The sequence below is a fragment of the Paraburkholderia sp. BR10937 genome (assembly GCF_040965695.1).
Classification (GTDB): domain Bacteria; phylum Pseudomonadota; class Gammaproteobacteria; order Burkholderiales; family Burkholderiaceae; genus Paraburkholderia.
On the sequence record NZ_JBFRCL010000027.1, the window covers coordinates 38,459 to 59,480 of the forward strand.

The 21,022-nt window shown below is 65.8% G+C and carries 19 protein-coding genes; 11 read left to right on the forward strand and 8 right to left on the reverse strand.

Translation table 11 applies throughout. The features are described 5' to 3' along the window. Positions 1-114: 114 nt before the first annotated feature. Positions 115-555, forward strand: a complete 441-nt coding sequence (locus tag AB4Y44_RS22405; protein ID WP_342920471.1) for a YidB family protein — start codon at positions 115-117, stop codon at positions 553-555. Positions 556-676: 121 nt separating this feature from the next. Here the strand turns inward: AB4Y44_RS22405 and clpB are convergent, their stop codons facing one another. Then, entirely contained in the window at positions 677-3,274 is a 2,598-nt protein-coding gene (gene clpB / locus AB4Y44_RS22410) for an ATP-dependent chaperone ClpB (RefSeq protein ID WP_368700923.1), read from the reverse strand. 254 nt (positions 3,275-3,528) lie between these two features. Beyond that, positions 3,529-4,029 (reverse strand): Rrf2 family transcriptional regulator, encoded by a 501-nt coding sequence (locus AB4Y44_RS22415; protein WP_368700924.1) that lies wholly within the window; start codon positions 4,027-4,029, stop codon positions 3,529-3,531. Between the two features lie 210 nt (positions 4,030-4,239). Here AB4Y44_RS22415 and AB4Y44_RS22420 point away from each other — a divergent pair, with 210 nt between their 5' ends. Further along, the gene (locus tag AB4Y44_RS22420) at positions 4,240-4,800 is read left to right on the forward strand and encodes a group III truncated hemoglobin (RefSeq protein WP_368700925.1); all 561 of its coding nucleotides are present in this window, start codon (positions 4,240-4,242) and stop codon (positions 4,798-4,800) included. A gap of 100 nt (positions 4,801-4,900) precedes the next feature. Here the strand turns inward: AB4Y44_RS22420 and AB4Y44_RS22425 are convergent, their stop codons facing one another. The 6 genes from AB4Y44_RS22425 to AB4Y44_RS22450 all read right to left on the reverse strand — a co-directional run bounded on the left by AB4Y44_RS22425 (position 4,901) and on the right by AB4Y44_RS22450 (position 11,273). Next, a complete protein-coding gene (locus AB4Y44_RS22425) occupies positions 4,901-5,383 on the reverse strand; it encodes a molybdenum cofactor biosynthesis protein MoaE (RefSeq protein ID WP_342920475.1) in 483 nt (160 codons plus the stop codon). Positions 5,384-5,402: 19 nt separating this feature from the next. Beyond that, positions 5,403-5,660 carry a molybdopterin converting factor subunit 1 gene (gene moaD / locus AB4Y44_RS22430; RefSeq protein WP_254314079.1) on the reverse strand — a complete coding sequence of 86 codons (258 nt, stop codon included), beginning with the start codon at positions 5,658-5,660 and terminating at the stop codon, positions 5,403-5,405. Between the two features lie 13 nt (positions 5,661-5,673). Next, the gene (gene glp, locus AB4Y44_RS22435) at positions 5,674-6,951 is read right to left on the reverse strand and encodes a gephyrin-like molybdotransferase Glp (protein WP_368700926.1); all 1,278 of its coding nucleotides are present in this window, start codon (positions 6,949-6,951) and stop codon (positions 5,674-5,676) included. Between the two features lie 240 nt (positions 6,952-7,191). After that, positions 7,192-8,643 (reverse strand): threonine synthase, encoded by a 1,452-nt coding sequence (gene thrC / locus AB4Y44_RS22440; RefSeq protein ID WP_342920477.1) that lies wholly within the window; start codon positions 8,641-8,643, stop codon positions 7,192-7,194. 10 nt (positions 8,644-8,653) lie between these two features. Then, positions 8,654-9,985, reverse strand: coding sequence for a homoserine dehydrogenase (locus tag AB4Y44_RS22445; protein ID WP_368700927.1), 1,332 nt, complete (start codon positions 9,983-9,985; stop codon positions 8,654-8,656). A 49-nt stretch (positions 9,986-10,034) separates the two neighbouring features. Next, positions 10,035-11,273, reverse strand: coding sequence for a pyridoxal phosphate-dependent aminotransferase (locus AB4Y44_RS22450; RefSeq protein ID WP_069267526.1), 1,239 nt, complete (start codon positions 11,271-11,273; stop codon positions 10,035-10,037). A gap of 532 nt (positions 11,274-11,805) precedes the next feature. Here AB4Y44_RS22450 and AB4Y44_RS22455 point away from each other — a divergent pair. The 9 genes from AB4Y44_RS22455 (at position 11,806) to AB4Y44_RS22495 (ending at position 20,678) form a co-directional block, all read left to right on the forward strand. Further along, positions 11,806-12,180 (forward strand): Mth938-like domain-containing protein, encoded by a 375-nt coding sequence (locus AB4Y44_RS22455; RefSeq protein WP_342920479.1) that lies wholly within the window; start codon positions 11,806-11,808, stop codon positions 12,178-12,180. 161 nt (positions 12,181-12,341) lie between these two features. After that, complete coding sequence (locus AB4Y44_RS22460; RefSeq protein WP_342920480.1) at positions 12,342-14,033, forward strand: glycosyltransferase family 39 protein; 1,692 nt, start codon at positions 12,342-12,344, stop codon at positions 14,031-14,033. Between the two features lie 137 nt (positions 14,034-14,170). Further along, positions 14,171-14,542 (forward strand): SMR family transporter, encoded by a 372-nt coding sequence (locus tag AB4Y44_RS22465; protein ID WP_322033048.1) that lies wholly within the window; start codon positions 14,171-14,173, stop codon positions 14,540-14,542. Positions 14,543-14,685: 143 nt separating this feature from the next. Then, the gene (locus AB4Y44_RS22470) at positions 14,686-15,849 is read left to right on the forward strand and encodes a DegT/DnrJ/EryC1/StrS family aminotransferase (RefSeq protein ID WP_368700928.1); all 1,164 of its coding nucleotides are present in this window, start codon (positions 14,686-14,688) and stop codon (positions 15,847-15,849) included. A gap of 196 nt (positions 15,850-16,045) precedes the next feature. After that, a complete protein-coding gene (locus AB4Y44_RS22475) occupies positions 16,046-17,152 on the forward strand; it encodes a glycosyltransferase (RefSeq protein ID WP_368700929.1) in 1,107 nt (368 codons plus the stop codon). Then, a complete protein-coding gene (locus tag AB4Y44_RS22480; RefSeq protein WP_342920483.1) occupies positions 17,149-18,105 on the forward strand; it encodes a formyltransferase in 957 nt (318 codons plus the stop codon). Before AB4Y44_RS22475 ends, AB4Y44_RS22480 begins: the two co-directional genes overlap by 4 nt. Further along, a complete protein-coding gene (locus AB4Y44_RS22485; protein WP_133184282.1) occupies positions 18,102-19,151 on the forward strand; it encodes a bifunctional UDP-4-keto-pentose/UDP-xylose synthase in 1,050 nt (349 codons plus the stop codon). The genes AB4Y44_RS22480 and AB4Y44_RS22485 overlap by 4 nt, the downstream gene beginning before the upstream one ends. Positions 19,152-19,175: 24 nt before the next feature. After that, the gene (locus tag AB4Y44_RS22490; protein WP_028204907.1) at positions 19,176-20,072 is read left to right on the forward strand and encodes a polysaccharide deacetylase family protein; all 897 of its coding nucleotides are present in this window, start codon (positions 19,176-19,178) and stop codon (positions 20,070-20,072) included. A 144-nt stretch (positions 20,073-20,216) separates the two neighbouring features. After that, positions 20,217-20,678, forward strand: a complete 462-nt coding sequence (locus AB4Y44_RS22495) for a peroxiredoxin (RefSeq protein WP_368700954.1) — start codon at positions 20,217-20,219, stop codon at positions 20,676-20,678. The last annotated feature ends 344 nt before the right edge of the window (positions 20,679-21,022 follow it).

The following is a 21,022-nucleotide window of genomic DNA, read 5'->3' on the forward strand; positions in this document are numbered from 1 at the left end:
CCATCGTCCGGCGCGCGCAAGCCGTACACCGGACCTCGAAAACGCGGCGCCGCGTGCGCCGTCCGATTTACCGGCCGCGTCCCCCCGTCGCGGCCATCACCCAGAGAGATCGTCATGAGTCTGCTAGATACCCTCGGTTCCCTGCTCGGTTCGCAGTCGCAACAGCAAGGCGGCGGCCAGGCCCAGCTCCTCGCCGCGGCGATGGAGTTCGTCAACAACCAGCCCGGCGGGCTGAACGGCCTCATCGAGAAGTTCCAGCAAGGCGGCCTCGGCGACATCGTGCAGTCGTGGGTCGGCAACGGCGAGAACCAGCCTGTTTCGGCGGATCAACTGCACAATGTGCTCGGCTCGGACGTCGTCTCGGGTCTCGCCCAGAAGGTCGGCATGCAGCCCGACCAGGTGAGCGGCCTGCTCGCCCAGGTGCTGCCGCACGTGGTCAACGCCGGCACGCCGAATGGCGAAGTGCCGCAAGGCGGCCAGATCAACGCCGAGAGCGTGCTCGGCACGCTTGGCGGCCTTGCGTCGCTGTTCGGCGGCGGCAACAAGCAGGCGTAAGCGCCCGTTAGCGCCTCTTTGCAGGCATGAAAAAAGGGCAGCGGATCACTCCGCTGCCCTTTTCGTTTCGGCTCAGTGCGCGCCTGGCGGCACGCCCCTCAACCGAGGTTTGCTACTCGCGTTAGTGCACCACGCGCTCGAACACGAACTTGCCGTCGTTCACGCCGACCGGGATCACATCCTTCGGCCCGAACTTGCCCGCGAGGATCAGCTTGGCGACCGGGTTCTCGATCTCCTGCTGGATCGCGCGCTTGAGCGGCCGTGCGCCGAACAGCGGGTCGTAGCCGACCTTGGCGATCTGGCCCAGCGCCTCGTCCGACACCATGAGCTCCATGTCGAGCTTCTCCAGACGCTCGCGCAGACGCTGCAGCTGGATCTTCGCAATCGACTCGATATTCGAGCGATCGAGCGCATGGAACACTACGACTTCGTCGATCCGGTTCAGGAACTCGGGGCGGAACTGCTGCTTCACTTCGTTCCACACGGCGTCCTTCACGGCTTCCTGCGGCTCGCCCGCCATCGCTTGAATGAGGTGCGAACCGAGGTTCGACGTCATCACGATCACGGTGTTCTTGAAGTCGACGGTGCGGCCCTGGCCATCGGTCATGCGGCCGTCGTCGAGCACCTGCAGCAGCACGTTGAACACGTCCGGGTGCGCCTTTTCGACTTCGTCGAGCAGGATCACGCTATACGGCTTGCGGCGCACGGCCTCGGTCAGATAGCCGCCCTCTTCGTAGCCCACGTATCCCGGCGGCGCGCCGATCAAACGCGCCACGCTGTGCTTCTCCATGAACTCGCTCATGTCGATGCGGATGAGGTGATCTTCCGAATCGAACAGGAAGCCCGCCAGCGCCTTGCACAGCTCGGTCTTGCCCACCCCCGTCGGCCCGAGGAACAGGAACGAGCCGTACGGCCGGTTCGGGTCCGAGAGACCGGCGCGCGAGCGGCGAATCGCGTCGGCAACGGCGGTAATGGCTTCGTCCTGGCCCACCACGCGCTCGTGCAGCTTCTCTTCGATCTGCAGCAGCTTTTCGCGCTCGCCCTGCATCATGCGCGAAACGGGGATGCCGGTCGAACGCGACACGACTTCCGCGATTTCCTCGGCGCCCACGAGCGTGCGCAGCAGGCGCAAACGCGTAGGGTTGTTCTGCTCGCTCGCCTCGGCGAGCGTCACCTGCTTGAGCTGCGCTTCGAGTTCCGGCAACTTGCCGTACTGCAGTTCCGCGACCTTTTCGAGCTTGCCTTCGCGCTGGAAGCGATTGATCTCCGCGCGCACGCGGTCGATCTCTTCCTTGATCTGCGCGCCGCCCTGCACCGCGGCCTTCTCGGTGGTCCAGATCTCTTCGAGATCCTTATATTCGAGACTCAGCCGGTCGATCTCTTCCTCGATCAGCTGCAGACGCTTTTGCGACGCTTCGTCCTTCTCCTTCTTGACGGCCTCGCGCTCGATCTTCAGCTGGATCAGGCGGCGATCGAGCTTGTCCATGGCTTCGGGCTTCGAATCGATTTCCATCTTGATCTTCGAAGCCGCTTCGTCGATCAGGTCGATGGCCTTGTCCGGCAGAAAACGGTCGGTGATGTAGCGATGCGACAGCTCCGCCGCCGCGACGATCGCCGGGTCGGTGATTTCCACGCCGTGGTGCAGCTCGTACTTCTCCTTCAGGCCGCGCAGGATCGCGATGGTCGCCTCGACCGACGGTTCATCGACGAGCACCTTCTGGAAGCGGCGCTCCAGCGCGGCGTCCTTTTCGATGTACTTGCGATATTCGTCGAGCGTCGTCGCGCCGATGCAGTGCAGTTCGCCGCGCGACAGCGCCGGCTTGAGCATGTTGCCCGCGTCCAGCGCGCCTTCGGCCTTGCCCGCGCCGACCATCGTGTGAATTTCGTCGATGAAGACGATGGTCTGCCCTTCGTCCTTGGCGATGTCGTTGAGCACGGCCTTCAGGCGCTCCTCGAACTCGCCGCGATATTTCGCGCCCGCGAGCAGCGCGGCCATGTCGAGCGAGAGCACGCGCTTGCCCTTGAGCGTCTCGGGCACTTCGCCGTTGACGATGCGCTGCGCGAGGCCTTCGACGATGGCCGTCTTGCCCACGCCCGGTTCGCCGATCAGCACCGGATTGTTCTTGGTGCGGCGTTGCAGGATCTGGATCGAGCGGCGGATTTCGTCATCGCGGCCGATCACGGGGTCGAGCTTGCCCGAACGCGCGCGCTCGGTCAGATCGACGGTGTACTTCTTGAGCGCTTCGCGCTGGCTCTCGGCGTCCTGGCTGTGCACCTGCGCGCCGCCGCGCACCGCGACGATCGCCGCTTCGAGCGACTTGCGCGTCAGGCCGTGCTGGCGCGCGAGACGGCCCGCTTCGCCCCTGTCTTCGGACACGGCGAGCAGGAACATCTCGCTCGCGATATAGGTGTCGTTGAGCTTCTGCGCTTCCTTGTCGGCCTGATTGAGCAAACCCGTGAGCTCGCGGCCGATCTGCACGTTGCCGTCGGTCCCCTGCACCTGCGGCAAGCGGTTGATGGCGTCGTTCAGGGCGTTCTGCAGCGCCTGGACCTGCACGCCCGCACGCGACATGAGCGAGCGCGCGGAGCCGTCCTGCTGCGCGACGAGCGCAGCCAGCAGGTGAACGGGTTCGATGTACTGGTTATCGTGGCCCACCGCGAGGCTTTGCGCGTCGGCGATGGCTTCCTGGAACTTGGTGGTGAGTTTGTCGATTCTCATTTGATGCGAGACCTCCAGATTTCTAGACTGTCACCAAATTTGAGGGGGGACGCGCCGGTTTCAAGCGCTCTGGCGTCATTTTTTCCGATTTCTGCGATTCAGGCGCGGGCAGCGTCCGTCGCCAATTTATGCCGAGGCGTGAGAAAACGGGCAAAGAATGCGAGGCGGCCGCAGCCGCACGAGGCAGCGCGCCACCGCTGAGCGGCGCGGCCCGGGAGAGAAGAAAAACCGAAGAGGGGACGCTGACGCGCCCTTCAATGCTCGCGCGAAGACGCGGATCGAGCTGCCTGCGCGCGCGGCATGAACTGGATCGGCGTGAGGCCGAGCAGCCCGGTCAGTTCGCCTGCCGGCTGCGCCAGCTCGCCGATGGTATGGCGGTCGAGTTCTGCGAGAAATGCATCGCGCGCCGCCGCCAGTGCGTGCTTGAGCCGGCACTGCGGCTCGATGACACAGCTGCGCCGGTCGCCATGCTCGTCCGGAAAGCAGCCGACGAGCGAGAAGTCGCTCTCGGTCTCACGGACCACGGCGCCAACGCTCAGCTCGAGCGAGGCCGGCGCGAGCCGCAAGCCCCCATTGCGCCCGCGGACGGTGTCGACCCAGCTAAGCTCGCCCAGGCGCTGCACGACTTTCATCAGATGATTCTTCGACACGCCGTAGGCGTCCGAGATCTCCTGGATCGTGGCCAGGCTGTCGCGACGCAGCGCGAGATACAGCATCACGCGCAACGAATAGTCGGTGTAGTCGGTCAGTCTCATGGCGGTCGCAATGACAGAGGTGGTGCGGGTGACAGAAACCCATACAATAACATGCAGGTAGCATGCAGGTTTTGCCTGGACTGGGTATGATTGTCACTTCGATGGACGCTTCGCAGTGCCTGGCAGCTTGCATGCGGCTCACTGTCGCACCGTGCCAGCGCCCGCCGCTGACTGCACTCCAGGCACCCCAGGTATCACCCAGGCCCCCAAATGACTCGCCCCGACACCCGCCCCGCTGCCACGCTGCACGCCCAGCCGACTGAAGAGAACATCCGCGAACTCGTCTACGCGTTCTACGACCGCGTGCGCGACGACGCCATGCTCGGCCCGGTGTTCGATGGCGTGCTCGCCGAGCGCTGGGACGAACATCTGCCCAAGATGTGCCGTTTCTGGTCGAGCCTCGTGCTCGGCACCAAAAGCTACCGCGGCAACGTGCAGCAGGCGCACGATCCGGTGCCCGGCGTCGAACCGCAGCATTTCAGCCGCTGGCTCTATCTTTTCCTCGATACGGTTCAGGCTCGCTACGAGCCCGCGGCGGCGGTGCAGTTCATGGAACCCGCACTGCGGATTGCGCAAAGCCTGCAACTGAGCCGCTTTGGCTGGGATTACGCGATTCCGCCCGAGCAACAGGCCCTTCTCGATCGCGTAGCGCCGCGCAGGCGCCCTGCCGGGCACGGCCACGACTTGCCTACGCGCCCGACCGGCGAGCCGTTTCCGGCCCGTTTCGTTGGCCGCCAGATGGATGTCGACGAGAGCACGCCGGCAGAGTGAGCGCATCTGCTTTCAGGGCGGCGCCGGGATAGGCAGTTAGTTGCGTTAGACAGGGGCGGCGGTAAACTACATCTATCCCTTCACCCGGGCGGACCAGCGCCTAGCTGGATTCCCGCGAAGCATTCCCCGATGCCACACCCCAGCGCGCCAGCGCCGTATCGTCGCTCTCGCGGGCATCGACCCAGCGCGCGCCCTGCTCCGTCTCTTCCTTCTTCCAGAACGGCGCCTCGGTCTTGAGGTAGTCCATGACGAACTCGCAGGACGCGAAGGCGTCGCCGCGATGCTTCGAGGTCGTCGCGACCAGCACGATCTGGTCGAGCGGCGCGAGCTTGCCCACCCGGTGCACGATCAGTACCTCGATGTCCGCCCAGCGCCGCTGCGCTTCGGCAACGATCGCCTCCAGCGCCTTCTCAGTCATGCCCGGGTAGTGCTCGAGTTCGAGCGAGGCGATCGTGCTGCCGTCGTTCAGATCGCGCACCGTGCCGACGAAGCACGCCACCGCGCCGATCGCCGGATTGCGCGCGCGCAGCTGCGCCACCTCGGCGGTGAGGTCGAAATCTTCCGTTTGTACGCGCACGGGCATCGTGAGTCTCCCGTGACGCTCAGCCGCCCGTCACCGGCGGGAAAAACGCCACTTCGCAGCCCTCGGTGATACGCGTGCGCGGGTCCGTCATCACGTGATTGCAGGCCATGCGCAGCGCGCGGCCTTCCGCCAGCGTCTCGGCCCACACGCCGCCACGCGCGCGCAGCCAGCCGCGCACGTCGCCGACCGTCGCGATGCCGTCCGGCAGCGTGACCGTTTCGTCCGCGACGCCAAGCGCTTCGCGGACACTCGCAAAAAATTTCAACTGGATCTTCATCGCTCGAGGGTTTTCAGTACAGCAATTCGGTGAACGGAATAAAGCGCACGGTCTCGCCGGCGCTGATCGCATGATTGGGCGGATTGTCGATGAGACCGTCGCCCCAGAGCGTGGAGGTGAGAACCGCCGAACTCTGGTTCGGGAACAGGTCGAGACCGCCAGCCGGGTTCACGCGCGCGCGCAGGAATTCGTTGCGGCGGTCGCTCTTCGCCTGGGTGAAGTCGGCGCGCAGCGAAAGCGCGCGCGGGCTCACCTGCGTCGCACCTGCGAGTCGCAGCAGGAACGGGCGCACGAACAACAGAAAGGTGACGAAACTCGATACCGGGTTGCCCGGCAGCCCGATGAAGAACGCCTCGCCGGCTTCCGCGTCCGTGGCCCCTTGCGTCCGACGCAGCGCGCCGAACGCGAGCGGCTTGCCCGGCTTCATGGCGATCTGCCACAGGTTGATGCGGCCTTCGGCCTCGACGGCGGGCCGCACGTGATCCTCCTCGCCGACCGAGACACCGCCCGAGGTGAGGATGAGGTCGTGAGCGGCGGCCGCTTCACGCAGCGTCGCGCGCGTGACGTCGAGTTGATCCGGCACGATGCCGTAGTCGGTCACTTCGCAGCCGAGGTTGCGCAAGAGGCCCGTGAGCGTGAATCGGTTCGAGTTGTAGATCGCGCCGGGCTTGAGCGGCTCGCCAGGCATCGTCAGTTCGTCGCCCGTGAAGAACACGGCGACCTTCACGCGGCGCACGACGGTCAGCGCGGCGCACCCGACCGACGCCGCGAGCCCGAGCGCCGCCGGCGTGAGGCGCGTGCCCGCCGGCAGGATCACCGTGCTCTTGCGGATATCGGCGCCCTGCGCCGTGATCCATTCGCCCGCCTTGGGCGTGTGCAGAAAGGTGACGGCGCCTTCCGCGGCCTCGGTCTGCTCCTGCATCACCACGGCGTCCGCGCCCGGCGGCACCGTCGCGCCCGTGAAGATGCGCGCCGCCGTGCCTGCCGCGAGCGGTTGTGGCGCGTGACCCGCGGGAATGCGCTGCGAAACCGCCAGACGGCGGCTGCCTTGCGCGAGATCGGCCACGCGCACCGCGTAGCCGTCCATTGCGCTCGTATGCATCGGCGGCACGTCGAGCGGCGAAACGACATCTGCGGCGAGCACGCGGTTCAGCGCGTCGAACGTCGAAATCGTTTCGGCGCCGGCGAGCGGCTGCGCCGCGGCAAGCAGCGCGGCGAGGGCGTCGGCGGTAGAGAGCATCGGCGCGCGCGGCGCCGGCGCAGCGGAAGACGGGGACGTAGGCGTGGACATCGAGGTCGTCTCGGACTTGGCGGTGGGGCCGCCAGCAGCGGTTGGTCTGCCGTTATTGTAGCGGCGCGACCGGCGCGCTGTGCCTTATGCCGTGGATATCCCTGGCGCGCGATGCCGGCGCGTGCGCAGGATCGGCTGGAGTCATGCAGCGGGCGGATTCGGGCAACCCGCCGCCGCGTAAAACCTGCTGCGATGTCGACACGCCGGGACCGCGAGCCGTTCCTGCCCCGGCTGCGTCGATCAGTCCGCCGTGTGGGCGGCGATATAGTCCTTCACGCGCTGGGCGTCGGCAGGCACGACTTCGAAGCGCTGCGGCAGCGCCTCGAGGCCTTCGAACGCCGCCGGACGCTCCGGCTCGCGGTCCAGCGCTTCGCGAATCGTCTCGCCGAACTTCACCGGCTGCGCGGTTTCGAGCACGATCATCGGCACACCGGGCTGCAGGTGTTCGCGGGCGACCTTCACGCCGTCGGCCGTATGGGTGTCGATCATCGTCCTGTAGCGCGTGTAGATGTCGCGAATCGTGGCGATGCGGTCGTCGTGGCTGCTGCGGCCCGAAACGAAGCCGAACTGCTTGACGCGCACGAAGTCGCCGCTCGCCACGAGATCGAAGCCGCCCTTCTCCTCGACGTCGCGGAACAACTGCGTCACGCGCGCCGGATCGCGGCCCAGCAGGTCGTACACGAAGCGCTCGAAATTCGACGCCTTCGAGATGTCCATGCTCGGGCTCGTCGTGTGATACGTCTCGGCCGAGCCGCGCACGCGATAAATGCCGGTGCGGAAGAACTCGTCGAGCACGTCGTTCTCGTTGGTCGCGACCACGAGCTTTTCGATCGGCAGGCCCATCATGCGCGCGATATGGCCCGCGCACACGTTGCCGAAGTTGCCCGAGGGCACCGTGAACGAGACGCGCTCGTCGTTCGACTGCGTCGCCGCGAAGTAGCCGGCGAAGTAGTACACGACCTGTGCCACGACGCGCGCCCAGTTGATCGAGTTGACCGTGCCGATCTTCTGCTGCGCCTTGAAGGCGTGGTCGTTCGAAACCGCCTTGACGATGTCCTGGCAGTCGTCGAACACGCCTTCCACGGCCAGATTGAAGATGTTCGGGTCCTGCAGGCTGAACATCTGCGCCGTCTGGAACGCGCTCATCTTCCTGTGCGGCGAAAGCATGAACACGCGCACGCCCTTCTTGCCGCGCATGGCGTATTCCGCCGCGCTGCCGGTGTCGCCCGAGGTCGCGCCGAGAATGTTCAGCTCCTGGCCGGCCTTCGCGAGCGCGTACTCGAACAGGTTGCCGAGCAGCTGCATCGCCATGTCCTTGAACGCGAGCGTCGGGCCGTTCGAGAGTTCGAGCAGCGAGAGCTGCGCGCCGTTTTCCTCGCCGAGCGTGGTGAGCGGCGTGATCTTGCTCGCGTCTTCGCCGTGGCGCACGTTGCGGTACGTCTCGCCCGTGTAGGTGCGGCGCGTGATGTCGCGCAGGTCGTCGGCGGGAATGTCGCCGGCGAATTTCGACAGGATCTCGAACGCGAGATCCGCGTACGAAAGGCCGCGCCAGCGCGCCAGTTCTTCCTTGCTGATCTGCGGATATTCGGCCGGCAGATACAGGCCGCCGTCGCGCGCGAGGCCGCCCAGCAGGATGTCGGAAAACGAATGATGCTCGCCGGCGCCCGCGCCGCGCGTAGATACGTAATTCATAGCCCTTGCCTTAGTTCAGTCCTTCCATGCGCAGCTTCGTGACCTGCGACTTCACCGTCGCGAGCTTTTCGATCTGCGCGATCGCCGCGTTGACGTTCTTCTCGATCGTCTCGTGGGTGATCAGGATGATGTCGGTTTCCGCCTTGCCTTGCGCGTCGACCTGTTCCGCTTCCTTCTGCAGCAGCGCGTCGATCGAGATGCCGCTGTCCGCCAGGATGCGCGTGATGGCCGCCATCACGCCGGTCTGGTCCGCCACGCGCAGGCGCAGGTAGTAGCCGCTCGTGACTTCGTCGATCGGCAGGATCGGCGTGTTCGAGAGGCTGTCCGGCTGGAATGCCAGATGCGGCACGCGGTGCTCGGGGTCGGCCGTGTGCAGGCGCGTCACATCGACGAGGTCGGCCACCACGGCGGAGGCCGTCGGCTCCGCGCCCGCGCCCTTGCCGTAGTACAGCGTCGTGCCCACGGCGTCGCCATGCACGACCACGGCGTTCATTGCGCCCTCCACGTTGGCGAGCAGGCGCTTGGCCGGAATCAGCGTGGGATGCGTGCGCAGCTCGATGCCGCGCTCGGTGCGGCGCGCGATGCCGAGCAGCTTGATGCGATAGCCCAGTTCTTCCGCGTACTTGATGTCGATGGCGTCGAGCTTGCTGATGCCTTCCACGTAGGCGCGGTCGAACTGCACGGGCACGCCGAACGCGATCGCGCTCATGATCGTCGCCTTGTGCGCGGCGTCCACGCCTTCGATGTCGAAGGTCGGATCGGCTTCGGCGTAGCCCAGTTCCTGCGCGGCCTTCAACGCGGTCGCGAAGTCGAGCCCGCGCTCACGCATTTCCGAGAGGATGTAGTTGGTCGTGCCGTTGATGATGCCGGCGATGTACTGGATGCGGTTGGCCGTGAGACCTTCGCGCAGCGCCTTGATGATGGGGATGCCGCCCGCCACCGCCGCCTCGAACGCGACCATCACGCCCTGGGCGCGCGCCGCCTCGAAGATCTCGGTGCCGTGCACCGCCAGCAGCGCCTTGTTCGCCGTGACGACATGCTTGCCGTTGGCAATGGCGCGCAGCACGAGTTCCCTGGCGAGCGTCGTGCCGCCGATCATTTCGGCGACGATCGAAATCGCGGGATCGTCGACCACGGCGTTGAAGTCGGTCGTCAGGTCGACGGTGCCCGCTTCACTGCCGAGCGCCGTCGTGGCCTTGGCCGGGTTGCGCACGGCAATGCGCGCCACCTCGATGCCGCGGCCCGCGCGGCGTTTGATTTCTTCCTGGTTGCGGCGCAGTACCGTGAAGGTGCCGCTGCCCACCGTGCCGAAGCCCAAGAGACCTACTTTGATCGGATCCATGCAGCGTGTGTTCGTCCAAGTGTTTGAAAAGGGGATGCGTGTGGCTGGCTCAGGTGCCGTGCCGCTGACGATAACCGTCGAGGAAGCGCGCGATGCGGTTGATCGAATCGGTCAGGTCGTCGACGTTCGGCAGGAACACCACGCGGAAGTGGTCCGGCTGCTTCCAGTTGAAGCCCGTGCCCTGCACGAGCAGCACGCGCTCCTGCAGGAGCAGATCGAGGATGAACTGCTGGTCGTTCTCGATCGGATAGAGCTTCGGGTCGAGGCGCGGGAACATGTAGAGCGCCGCCTCCGGCTTCACGCAGGTCACGCCCGGAATGGCCGTGAGCATGTTGTACGCGAGTTCGCGCTGGCGATACAGGCGCCCGCCCGGCTGGATCAGCTCGTTGATGCTCTGGTAGCCGCCCAGCGCCGTCTGGATCGCGTACTGGCCCGGCACGTTCGCGCACAGGCGCATCGAGGCGAGAATGCCGAGACCTTCCGTGTAGTCCTTCGAGCGGCGGCGGTTTTCCCCCGTCATGCCCGAGAGGAACATCCAGCCCGCGCGGTAGCCGCACGCGCGATAGCTCTTCGACAGGCTGTTGAGCGTGACGGTGATCACGTCTTCCGAGAGCGAGCCAAGCGCCGTGTGCGTCTTGCCGTCGTAGATGATCTTGTCGTAGACCTCGTCGGCGAACAGGATCAGGCCGTGCTCGCGCGCGATCGCCACGAGCCCGCGCAGCAGGTCGTCCGAATAGAGCGCGCCCGTGGGATTGTTCGGGTTGATGACGACGATCGCGCGCGTGTTCGGCGTGATCTTCGAGCGGATGTCGTCGAGATCGGGCATCCACGCGTTCGACTCGTCGCAGATGTAGTGCACGGGCGTGCCGCCCGAAAGGCTCACCGCCGCCGTCCACAGCGGATAGTCGGGCGCGGGCAGCAGCACTTCGTCGCCGTCGTTCAGGAGCGCCTGCATGGCCATCACGATCAGTTCGGACGCGCCGTTGCCGATGTAGATGTCGTCGAGCTCGACGCCCTTGATGCCCTTTTGCTGCGCGTAATGCATGATCGCCTTGCGCGCGGCGAACACGCCCTTCGAATCGGAATACCCCGAGGAGCCCGGCAGGTTCAGGATCATGTCCTGAATGACCTCGTCGGGCGCGTCGAAACCGAACGGCGCGAGATTGCCGATGTTCAGCTTGATGATGCGATGGCCTTCTTCTTCGAGGCGCTTCGCGTGCTCGAGCACCGGCCCGCGGATGTCGTAGCAAACGTTCTGCAGCTTGTTGGATTTGAGAATCGGTTTCACGGCGGGCTATCGGTCAGAGAAGCGGTCAGAGAATCAGTCAGGGCGTCAGCGGCGAGTAAGACGCGGTAAAAGGGCTGGAACAAGCTGAAATGCCGTTGGCCGGCCGGCGGATGGCGCCTTGGCGGACAGGACAGGCAAGGGAGCCGGAGGGCGCCCCCGGCGGGACAAAAGCCGTGCACGAATGCGAAGGGAGCGCCGGGCGCACGCGCGACGCTTCGCAAAGCGTACGCTGGCCAACCCGACCACCCCAAAGCCGCCCCAGCAGCTTGTGGCTGCCCTCGCCCGATGCGCGGATGGCGCGCGTAGCGGCCTGCCGGCGCGGTCTACCCGCGGACGCCGCCGCAGCGGCGGCTAAAAAGCTATAATTTAGCGGATTTTGACCAACTTCCGCAATGCGCAATCGGCCAGGAGGCGGGTCGCGAAGCGGGTGACACGGCGGGCTGCAAGGCGGTTCGCGCCGAGGCCGGCGTCGGCACAGGATATGCGCCCTCTCGCTTGCGCACCCGACCTGCCCTTACCCCGGAACCCCGTTTTGAAACTACACCAGGACTCCAGCGCCGCGCTGAACACCGTGACCGGTTACGGCGCCGACTACGTCGAAGTGAACCTCGAACGCCATACGGGCAGCATCATCGTGATGCCCGAAGCGCCGGTCACCCCCTGGCCGGTGCAGTCGTTCGACGCCCTCACGCCCGAGCTCTTCGAGCTGCTGCTCCCGCTGAACCCCGAAGTGGTCGTGTTCGGCAGCGGAGAGCGGCTGCGCTTTCCGCATCCGCGCCTGACCGCGGCGCTGGCCGCAAAGCGCATCGGCGTGGAGGCGATGGACTTCAAGGCCGCCTGCCGCACCTACAACATCCTCATGGCCGAAGGCCGCCGCGTGGCGGCCGCGCTTCTGATCGAAAGCTGACGCGCCTTAAGCTTGCCATCAGGTCGCCGCGCGGCGGCGTAGTACACTTGCGCGCCGCGTGCGTAGCGCGCGCTCCGGACCTGGCCCGCACATCGCGCGTGGCCAGCGCGCACGCTTCGCACCCCGACCGCAACGACTGCAACAAGAACAGGCTGAAACCCATGAACGATACGCCATCGAGGCTACCGCTCAAGCGCAGCGCGATCCTGCTCCTGATCCTCGCCCTCGCCGTGATCTGGTTCCTGCCGCTCGGCTGGCGCCACCTGCTGCCGAGCGACGAAGGCCGCTACGCCGAAATGGCGCGCGAAATGCTCGCGAGCGGCGACTGGATCACGCCGCGCTACAACGACTACAAGTACTTCGAAAAGCCGCCGCTGCAAACCTGGATGAACGCGCTCACCTTCGCGTGGTTCGGCATCGGCGAGTGGCAGGCGCGCCTGTACACGGCGCTCACCGGCTTCGCGGGCGTGCTGCTGATCGGCTTCACCGGCGCGCGGGTGTTCAACGCCGCCACGGGCTTCTTCGCCGCGGTCGTGCTTGCCTGCGCGCCGTACTGGAACCTGATGGGCCATTTCAACACGCTCGACATGGGCCTGTCGTTCTGGATGCAGCTCTCGCTGTGCGCGCTGCTGCTCGCGCAGCGTCCGAGCCTGCCCAAAGCGAACGCGCGCCTGTGGATGTGGGCGTGCTGGGCGGCCATGGCGATGGCGGTGCTGTCCAAGGGCCTCGTCGGCCTGATCCTGCCGGGCGCCGTGCTCGTGCTCTATACGGCGATTTCGCGCGACTGGGCGCTCTGGAAGCGCCTCTATCTCGTGAGCGGCCTGATCGTGTTCTTCGCGATCGTGTCGCCGTGGTTCATCCTCGTGCAGCAGCGCAATCCCGAGTTCTTCAACTTCTTCTTCATCGTCCAGCAGTTCCAGCGCTACCTCACGCCCGCGCAGAACCGCCCCGGCCCGTTCTACTACTTCGTGCCGGTCATGCTGGTGGGCTTCCTGCCGTGGCTTTCGGTCAGCGTGCAGAGCGTGCGCCATGCGCTGCGCGCGCCGCGTCAGCCCAACGGTTTCTCGCCCGTCACGCTGATGATCGTGTGGACGGTGTTCATTTTCCTGTTCTTCAGCGCCTCGCACTCCAAGCTCGTCTCCTACGTCCTGCCGATTGCGCCGCCCGTGGCGCTCATCATCGGCATGTACCTGCCAGTCATGACGCGGGCCCAGTGGAACAAGCATCTCGTGGGCTACGCGCTGTTCGCCGTCGTGCTGATGGCGGGCTCGTTCGTGCTCACGCGGCTCGGCGACGCGCGCAATCCGAACGCGCTCTACCGGGAGTTCCAGGTCTGGGTGTTCGCCGCGGCCGCGGTGGCCTTCGTCGTCACCATGGTCGGCCTGCGCCTGAACCGCGCGAAGCGCACGCCCGAAACCGGCGCGCGCGCACCGGCGCTCGCGCTCGGCACGGCGTGGCTGCTGCTCGCGACCATTGCGGGCACGGGCCACGACGTGTTCGGCACCCTGAGTTCCGGCGCGCCGCTCGCGCCCGCGGTGCGCGCCGCCATTGCGAAGCTGCCGCCCGACACGCCGTTCTACTCGGTGGGCGTACTCGACCACACCCTGCCCTTCTACGTGCGCCATACGATGACGATGGTCGAAGTCACCGACGAGCTGGCCTTCGGCATCTCCGAGGAACCGCAAAAATGGGTGCCGACCATTGCCGACTGGGAGGCGCGCTGGAAGGCCGACCACTATGCGCTCGCGCTGATTCCCGTGAAGCGCTACGAAGAACTGGCCGCGCAGGGACTGCCGATGCAGGTGATCGCCCGCGACGCGCGGCGCGTGATCGTTGAAAAGCCGCAATCCTGAACGCTTCCTGGCCCCGATTGACGCATGGGCGATAATTGGGCGGGCCGCGCAGGCACGGGCTGAAGCGGCCGGCGCGGCCTGCGCGGCCCGGCCCGGTTCCTGCCCCAACCCGATAACCCGTTGAACCACCCTTTCCGATGAATCCGATTTCCCTCATCTGCATCCTCGCCGGCGTCGGCCTCAACGCATGCGCGCAACTGTTGCTGAAAGCGGGTGTCAATGCCGTTGGACACTTCGAATTCAGCCGTGCGAACATCTTGCCCATTGGCATGAAGCTCGCGACGCAAGTGCCGATTCTCGGCGGCCTCACCTGCTACGTGTTCAGCGTGGTCGTGTGGATCGTCGGGCTCTCGCGCGTGGACGTCTCGATCGCCTACCCGATGCTCTCGCTCGGCTACGTGGTCAACGCGTTCGCGGCGTGGTATCTGTTCGGCGAGGTGCTGAGCGTGCAGCGGCTCGTGGGTATCGGCATCATCCTGATCGGCGTGTTCGTGCTGGCGCGCAGCTAACGCGCCGCGGCGCGCGCTTCTGGCGCGCGTGGCGAGGCCGCTTGCAGCGCAGCATATTGCGCCCATATAAGCATTTCGTAAGATGCGCCGCGGCGGCCTTGCTGCCCGGCCCCACTTTCTGACGAGCAAAGAGCAAAGCACTCATGACCCAGTCATCCCCGCAGTCGCCCCTCCCGTTCCTGCCGTTCGTGCGTCCCGAAATCGATGAGGAAACCATCCAGGGCGTCGTCGACGTGCTGCGCTCGGGCTGGATCACGACCGGCCCGCAGAACCAGGCGTTCGAGGCGGCGCTCTCCGAATACTGCGGCGGCCGTCCCGTGCGCACCTTCAACTCGGGCACGGCGACGCTCGAAATCGGTTTGCGCCTTGCCGGCGTGGGTCCCGGCGACGAAGTCATCACCACGCCCGCCTCGTGGGTCGCGACCAGCAATGTGGTCTACGAAGTTGGCGCGACGCCCGTGTTCGCCGACATCGATCCCGTCACGCGCAACATCGACCTCGACAAGCTCGAAGCCGCCATCACGCCGAAGACCAAAGCCATCATCCCGGTCTTCCTCTCGGGCCTGCCCGTCGACATGGACCGGCTCTACGCGATCGCCCGCCAGTACAAGCTGCGTGTGATCGAGGACGCCGCGCAGGCGTTCGGCTCGAGCTGGAACGGCAAGCGCATCGGCGCGATCGGCGATATCGTCTCGTTCAGCTTCCACGCCAACAAGAACCTGACGTCGATCGAAGGCGGCGCGCTCGCCCTCAACGATGAAGCCGAGGCCGTGCTCGCGCAGAAGTACCGCCTCCAGGGCATTACGCGTACGGGCTTCGACGGGATGGACTGCGACGTGCTCGGCGGCAAGTACAATCTCACGGATGTGGCGGCGCGCGTCGGGCTCGGCCAGCTCAAGCACATCGAGCGCTTCATCCGGCAGCGCCGCGAGCTTGCGCGGGCTTACTTCGCCGGCTTCGAAGGCGGCGCGGCGGTTAAGCTCGGCGTCGGCCTGCCGCTCGCCGATTTCGCCAACAGCAACTGGCACATGTTCCAGATCACGCTGCCGCTCGACCAGCTCGCGATCGACCGCGCCGGTTTCATGGGCGAACTCAAGGAGCGCGGCATCGGCTCGGGCGTGCATTACCCGGCCATCCACCTCTTCACGCTCTACCGCGAGCGTGGTTTCAAGGCGGGCATGTTCCCGCACGCGGAGCGCTTCGGCGCGAGCACGGTCACGCTGCCGCTCTTCACGCAAATGACCGAAGCCGACGTGGCGCGCGTGTGCGGCGCGGTGAACGAAATCTGCGCGAAGTTTGCGAAGTAGTTGGCAAAACAGGCAGTAACGGAAGTCGGGGACGGCATAACGCCGCCCCGGCGGGCATGGGACCCGAGTCAGCGTCAAAGCGCCACCTCGGGACCCGGGTCGACACAGGGGAAACGCAGGCGGACGGCGCAGCGCACGCGCCGCCGATTTGCGCATGCAGCAAACCGAAGCATCCAATAACGGAATCGACGCACACATGAGTCAAACGGAACAAGGCACCTTGACCCCGGACACGCCGGAAGTCTCGGTCATCATTCCGGTCTACAACGAGGAAGCTGGCCTTCCCGCGCTGTTCGCGCGCCTCTATCCGGCGCTCGACAAGCTCGGCACCTCGTACGAAGTGATCTTCATCAACGACGGCAGCCGCGACCGCTCGGCCGCGATGCTCGCGGAGCAGTTCCGCGCGCGGCCCGATACCACGCGCGCGATCCTGCTCAACGGCAACTACGGCCAGCACATGGCGATTCTCGCGGGCTTCGAGCAGGCCCGCGGCGAGATCGTCATCACGCTCGACGCCGACCTGCAGAATCCGCCCGAGGAAATCGGCAAGCTCGTCGAGAAGATGCGCGAGGGCTACGACTACGTCGGCACCATCCGCAAGCAGCGCCAGGACAGCCTCTGGCGGCGCAAGGCCTCGCAGGCGATGAACCGTCTGCGCGAGCGCATCACGCGCATCAAGATGACCGACCAGGGCTGCATGCTGCGCGCGTACAACCGCCGCATCATCGACACGATCAACCGCTGCGGCGAAATCAACACCTTCATTCCGGCGCTCGCCTACACGTTCTCGCAGAACCCGGTCGAGGTCGAGGTGGCGCATGAAGAGCGCTTCGCGGGCGAATCGAAGTACTCGCTCTACAGCCTGATTCGCCTGAATTTCGACCTCGTGACGGGCTTCTCCGTCGTGCCGCTGCAGTGGCTCTCGTTCATCGGCGTGATCCTCTCGCTCGGCTCCGCAGGCCTCTTCCTGCTGCTGTTGATTCGCCGCTTCATCCTCGGCGCGGAAGTGCAAGGCGTGTTCACGCTCTTCGCCATCACGTTCTTCCTGCTCGGCGTGATCATCTTCGCGCTCGGTCTGCTCGGCGAGTACATCGGCCGCATCTACCAGCAGGTGCGCGCGCGTCCGCGTTACCTGATCCAGACGATCCTCGAGGAGCGCAATGGCCGCGCCGTCGTCGATGCGCCGCGCCAGGATTTCATGCAGGCCGCCGCCTTCGCGCAGCCGGCTGAACCCACGCGAGCGGCCGGTACGGCTGCACGGCCGGCCACCACGAACCCGGCCAACGAAGGAGCCGGCCAATGAAACCGCGCGCCGTTGTCTTCGCGTATCACAACGTGGGCGTGCGTTGTCTGCAGGTGTTGCTCGCGGGCGGCGTCGACGTGGCGCTCGTCGTCACACATGAAGACAGCCCGACCGAGAACATCTGGTTCGGCAGCGTGAAGTCGGTGGCCGAGGAGCATGGCATCGAAGTCGTCACGCCCGCCGACCCGAAGAGCGCCGAGCTGCGCGCGGCCGTTTCCGCGGCGCGCCCGGACTTCATCTTCTCGTTCTACTACCGGCACATGCTGCCCGTGGACCTGCTCGCGCTCGCCGGGCGCGGCGCGTACAACGTGCACGGCTCGCTGCTGCCGAAATACCGCGGCCGCGTGCCCACGAACTGGGCCGTGCTCAACGGCGAAACCGAAACGGGCGCCACGCTGCACGAAATGGGCGCGAAGCCCGACGCGGGCGCGATCGTCGCGCAGACCCCGGTGCCGATCCTGCCCGACGACACCGCCGCGCAGGTCTTCGACAAGGTGACGGTCGCCGCCGAGCAGACGCTCTGGCGTGTGCTGCCCGCGCTGATCGCGGGCGAGGCGCCGCACCTGCCGAACGATCTCACGAAGGGCAGCTACTACGGCGGGCGCAAGCCGGAGGACGGCCGCATCGATTTCGGCGAGAGCGCGCAACACGTGTACAACCTGATCCGCGCCGTCGCGCCGCCCTATCCGGGCGCGTTCACCGAGATCGGCAACGAGCGTTTCGTGATTGCCCGCGCGCGGCTCGTGCGCCCCGGCTCGCAAGACGCCGAAAGGGTCCGCCCCCTCGCCGGATTGCCCGCCGGCATCCACGTAAGCGATAATGCGTTTTTCGCCGTCTGCGGCGACGCACGCGCCATCGCGATCCACGAACTGCGGCATGCGCATGACGGTCAGGAGACCGTCATCAGCCCCGCCGCGTTCTCCGAACTCATTTCATCTGTCCCCCGTCCATGACCAAAAAAGTTCTGATCCTGGGTGTGAACGGCTTTATCGGCCACCACCTCTCCAAACGCATCCTCGAAAGCACGAACTGGGAAGTGTTCGGCATGGACATGCAGACGGATCGCCTCGGCGACCTCGTCAAGCATGAGCGGATGCACTTCTTCGAAGGCGACATCACGATCAACAAGGAGTGGGTCGAGTACCACGTCAAGAAGTGCGACGTGATCCTGCCGCTGGTCGCCATCGCGACGCCCGCCACCTACGTGCAGCAGCCGCTGCGCGTGTTCGAGCTCGACTTCGAAGCGAACCTGCCGATCGTGCGTTCGGCCGTGAAGTACCGCAAGCACCTCGTCTTCCCGTCGACGTCGGAAGTCTATGGCATGTGCTCGGACGAGCAGTTCGACCCGGACGCCTCGGCGCTGACCTACGGCCCGATCAACAAGCCGCGCTGGATCTATGCGTGCTCGAAGCAGCTGATGGACCGCGTGATCTGGGGCTACGGCATGGAAGGCCTGAACTTCACGCTGTTCCGTCCGTTCAACTGGATCGGCCCGGGCCTCGACTCGATCTACACGCCGAAGGAAGGCTCGTCGCGCGTCGTGACGCAGTTCCTCGGCCACATCGTGCGCGGCGAGAACATCAGCCTCGTGGATGGCGGCGCGCAAAAACGCGCGTTCACCGACATCGACGACGGCATCGAAGCGCTCATGAAGATCATCGAGAACAAGGACGGCGTCGCCACGGGCAAGATCTACAACATCGGCAACCCGACCAACAACTTCTCGGTGCGCGAACTCGCGCACAAGATGCTGGCGCTCGCCGCCGAATTCCCGGAATACGCGGAAACGGCGAAGAAGGTGCAGCTCGTCGAAACGTCGTCGGGTGCGTACTACGGCGCGGGCTATCAGGACGTGCAGAACCGCGTGCCGAAGATCGACAACACGAAGCAGGAACTCGGCTGGGCGCCGAAGTCGACCTTCGACGAAGCGCTGCGCAAGATCTTCGAAGCGTACCGCGGCCACGTCGCCGAAGCGCGTGCGCTCGTCGAGCAACACTAAGCATCAGAGAAAGGTCCCCGCCTCTTGGCCCGCATCGTCCTGAAAATCGACGTTGACACGCTGCGCGGCACGCGCGAAGGCGTGCCGAACCTCGCGCGCATCTTCGACCGCTACAAGGCGCGCGCCACGTTCCTGTTCAGCCTCGGCCCCGATCACACGGGCTGGGCGCTGCGCCGCGTGTTGCGGCCGGGCTTTCTCAAGAAGGTCTCGCGCACGTCGGTGGTCGAGCACTACGGCGTGAAGCAGCTGATGTACGGCGTGCTGCTGCCGGGCCCCGACATCGGCGTGGAAGCCGCGGCTGAAATGCGCGCGATTCACGAGGCCGGCTTCGAGTGCGGCATCCATACGTGGGATCACGTGTACTGGCAGGACAACGTGCGCAAGCGCGACGCGCAGTGGACCGCGCGCCAGATGCAGAAGAGCCACGACCGCTTCACGCGCATCTTCGGCACGCCGCCCGTCACGCACGGCGCGGCGGGCTGGCAGATGAACGAGGCCGCTTTCGAGCAGATCGACACGTGGGGCATGCGCTACGCCTCCGACGGGCGCGGTCATTCGCCCTACCGTCCGGTGGTGGCGGGCCGCACGCTGAACCACGTGCAGATGCCCACCACGCTGCCCACGCTCGACGAGGTGCTCGGTGTGGATGGCGTCGATACCGATACGGTCGCCGCCTGGATGCTCAAGCGCACCGAAAACAACCCGCACGACCAGGTCTTCACGCTGCACGCCGAACTCGAAGGCCAGAAGCTCGCCCCGGTGTTCGAGCAGCTGCTCGCCGGCTGGCGCGCGCAAGGCCACACGTTTGCCACGATGGGCGACTACCATGCGACGCTGGACCCGGATTCGCTGCCATCGTACCCTGTCACCTGGGGCGAGATCGCCGGCCGCTCCGGCCAGCTGATCGTTCAGCCCGACTGAATCCGCCGCCCGCGCGCCGCTCAGTGCCTGCCAGGACCCACGCCCGCGCAACACCCCGCCGCGGGCGGCACGCCGTCCCGGCGAACCGGCGCCGCGCGCTGCGGCAACGCCAGTCAATAACAAAGGGAGAGCCACGTGCCTGACGTGACCATCGCAGTCGACCACCCCGTTCCCGACTTCACCGCCCCCGCTACCGGCGGCGACTTCACGCTGTCGAGCCTGAAGGGCAGCAAGGTGGTGCTGTACTTCTATCCGAAAGACAACACGCCGGGCTGCACGACCGAAGGCCTGCAGTTCCGCGACCTCTCACCGAAGTTCAAAAAGGCCGGCGCGCAGATCGTGGGCGTGTCGCGCGACAGCGTGCGCTCGCACGATAACTTCAAGGCCAAGCTCGAACTGCCGTTTACCTTGGTATCGGATGCCGACGAAGCGCTGTGCACGCTCTTCGACGTCATCAAATTGAAGAAAATGTATGGCAAACAGGTACGAGGGATCGAACGCTCGACCTTCCTGATCGACGCGACCGGCGTGCTGCGCCAGGAGTGGCGCGGCATCAAGGTCCCGGGCCATGTCGAGGACGTTCTGGAGGCTGTACAAGCGCTTTGAGGAGCGTTATATTGGGCTGCAATGAGTGCCTGTCCAACCCTTTTTACGTCGCGTTGCGGCGGTTTCGCAGCCGGTCATGGAATGACCGGAAGTGCGTATCCGAGGCAACGGGACAACACCGAAGTGAAGCCGCTTGCCTCGTCATCCGGGGCGGCGGCTTTTTTGTTTGTTCGATGCTGTTCTCTCCCGCTTTTCTCCCCGTTCGCGCCGGCTTTGCGACCCGGCGCGCGCAAACGTCAAGGAGCTGATCGAAAACCAGGCGAACCGGCATTTTCTGACCTGAGCGCGCACCTTGCGCAGTAACGACGGGGGCCTACCCGGCACCCGCACGCACCGCCCGAAAG

What these genes read in the sequence shown, in the direction of transcription:
- AB4Y44_RS22405 (WP_342920471.1), top strand. Translation starts at nt 115, where the DNA reads ATGAGTCTGCTAGATACCCTCGGTTCCCTGCTCGGTTCGCAGTCGCAA.
- clpB (WP_368700923.1), bottom strand. Translation starts at nt 3,274, where the DNA reads ATGAGAATCGACAAACTCACCACCAAGTTCCAGGAAGCCATCGCCGAC.
- AB4Y44_RS22415 (WP_368700924.1), bottom strand. Translation starts at nt 4,029, where the DNA reads ATGAGACTGACCGACTACACCGACTATTCGTTGCGCGTGATGCTGTAT.
- AB4Y44_RS22420 (WP_368700925.1), top strand. Translation starts at nt 4,240, where the DNA reads ATGACTCGCCCCGACACCCGCCCCGCTGCCACGCTGCACGCCCAGCCG.
- AB4Y44_RS22425 (WP_342920475.1), bottom strand. Translation starts at nt 5,383, where the DNA reads ATGCCCGTGCGCGTACAAACGGAAGATTTCGACCTCACCGCCGAGGTG.
- moaD (WP_254314079.1), bottom strand. Translation starts at nt 5,660, where the DNA reads ATGAAGATCCAGTTGAAATTTTTTGCGAGTGTCCGCGAAGCGCTTGGC.
- glp (WP_368700926.1), bottom strand. Translation starts at nt 6,951, where the DNA reads ATGTCCACGCCTACGTCCCCGTCTTCCGCTGCGCCGGCGCCGCGCGCG.
- thrC (WP_342920477.1), bottom strand. Translation starts at nt 8,643, where the DNA reads ATGAATTACGTATCTACGCGCGGCGCGGGCGCCGGCGAGCATCATTCG.
- AB4Y44_RS22445 (WP_368700927.1), bottom strand. Translation starts at nt 9,985, where the DNA reads ATGGATCCGATCAAAGTAGGTCTCTTGGGCTTCGGCACGGTGGGCAGC.
- AB4Y44_RS22460 (WP_342920480.1), top strand. Translation starts at nt 12,342, where the DNA reads ATGAACGATACGCCATCGAGGCTACCGCTCAAGCGCAGCGCGATCCTG.
- AB4Y44_RS22465 (WP_322033048.1), top strand. Translation starts at nt 14,171, where the DNA reads ATGAATCCGATTTCCCTCATCTGCATCCTCGCCGGCGTCGGCCTCAAC.
- AB4Y44_RS22470 (WP_368700928.1), top strand. Translation starts at nt 14,686, where the DNA reads ATGACCCAGTCATCCCCGCAGTCGCCCCTCCCGTTCCTGCCGTTCGTG.
- AB4Y44_RS22475 (WP_368700929.1), top strand. Translation starts at nt 16,046, where the DNA reads ATGAGTCAAACGGAACAAGGCACCTTGACCCCGGACACGCCGGAAGTC.
- AB4Y44_RS22480 (WP_342920483.1), top strand. Translation starts at nt 17,149, where the DNA reads ATGAAACCGCGCGCCGTTGTCTTCGCGTATCACAACGTGGGCGTGCGT.
- AB4Y44_RS22485 (WP_133184282.1), top strand. Translation starts at nt 18,102, where the DNA reads ATGACCAAAAAAGTTCTGATCCTGGGTGTGAACGGCTTTATCGGCCAC.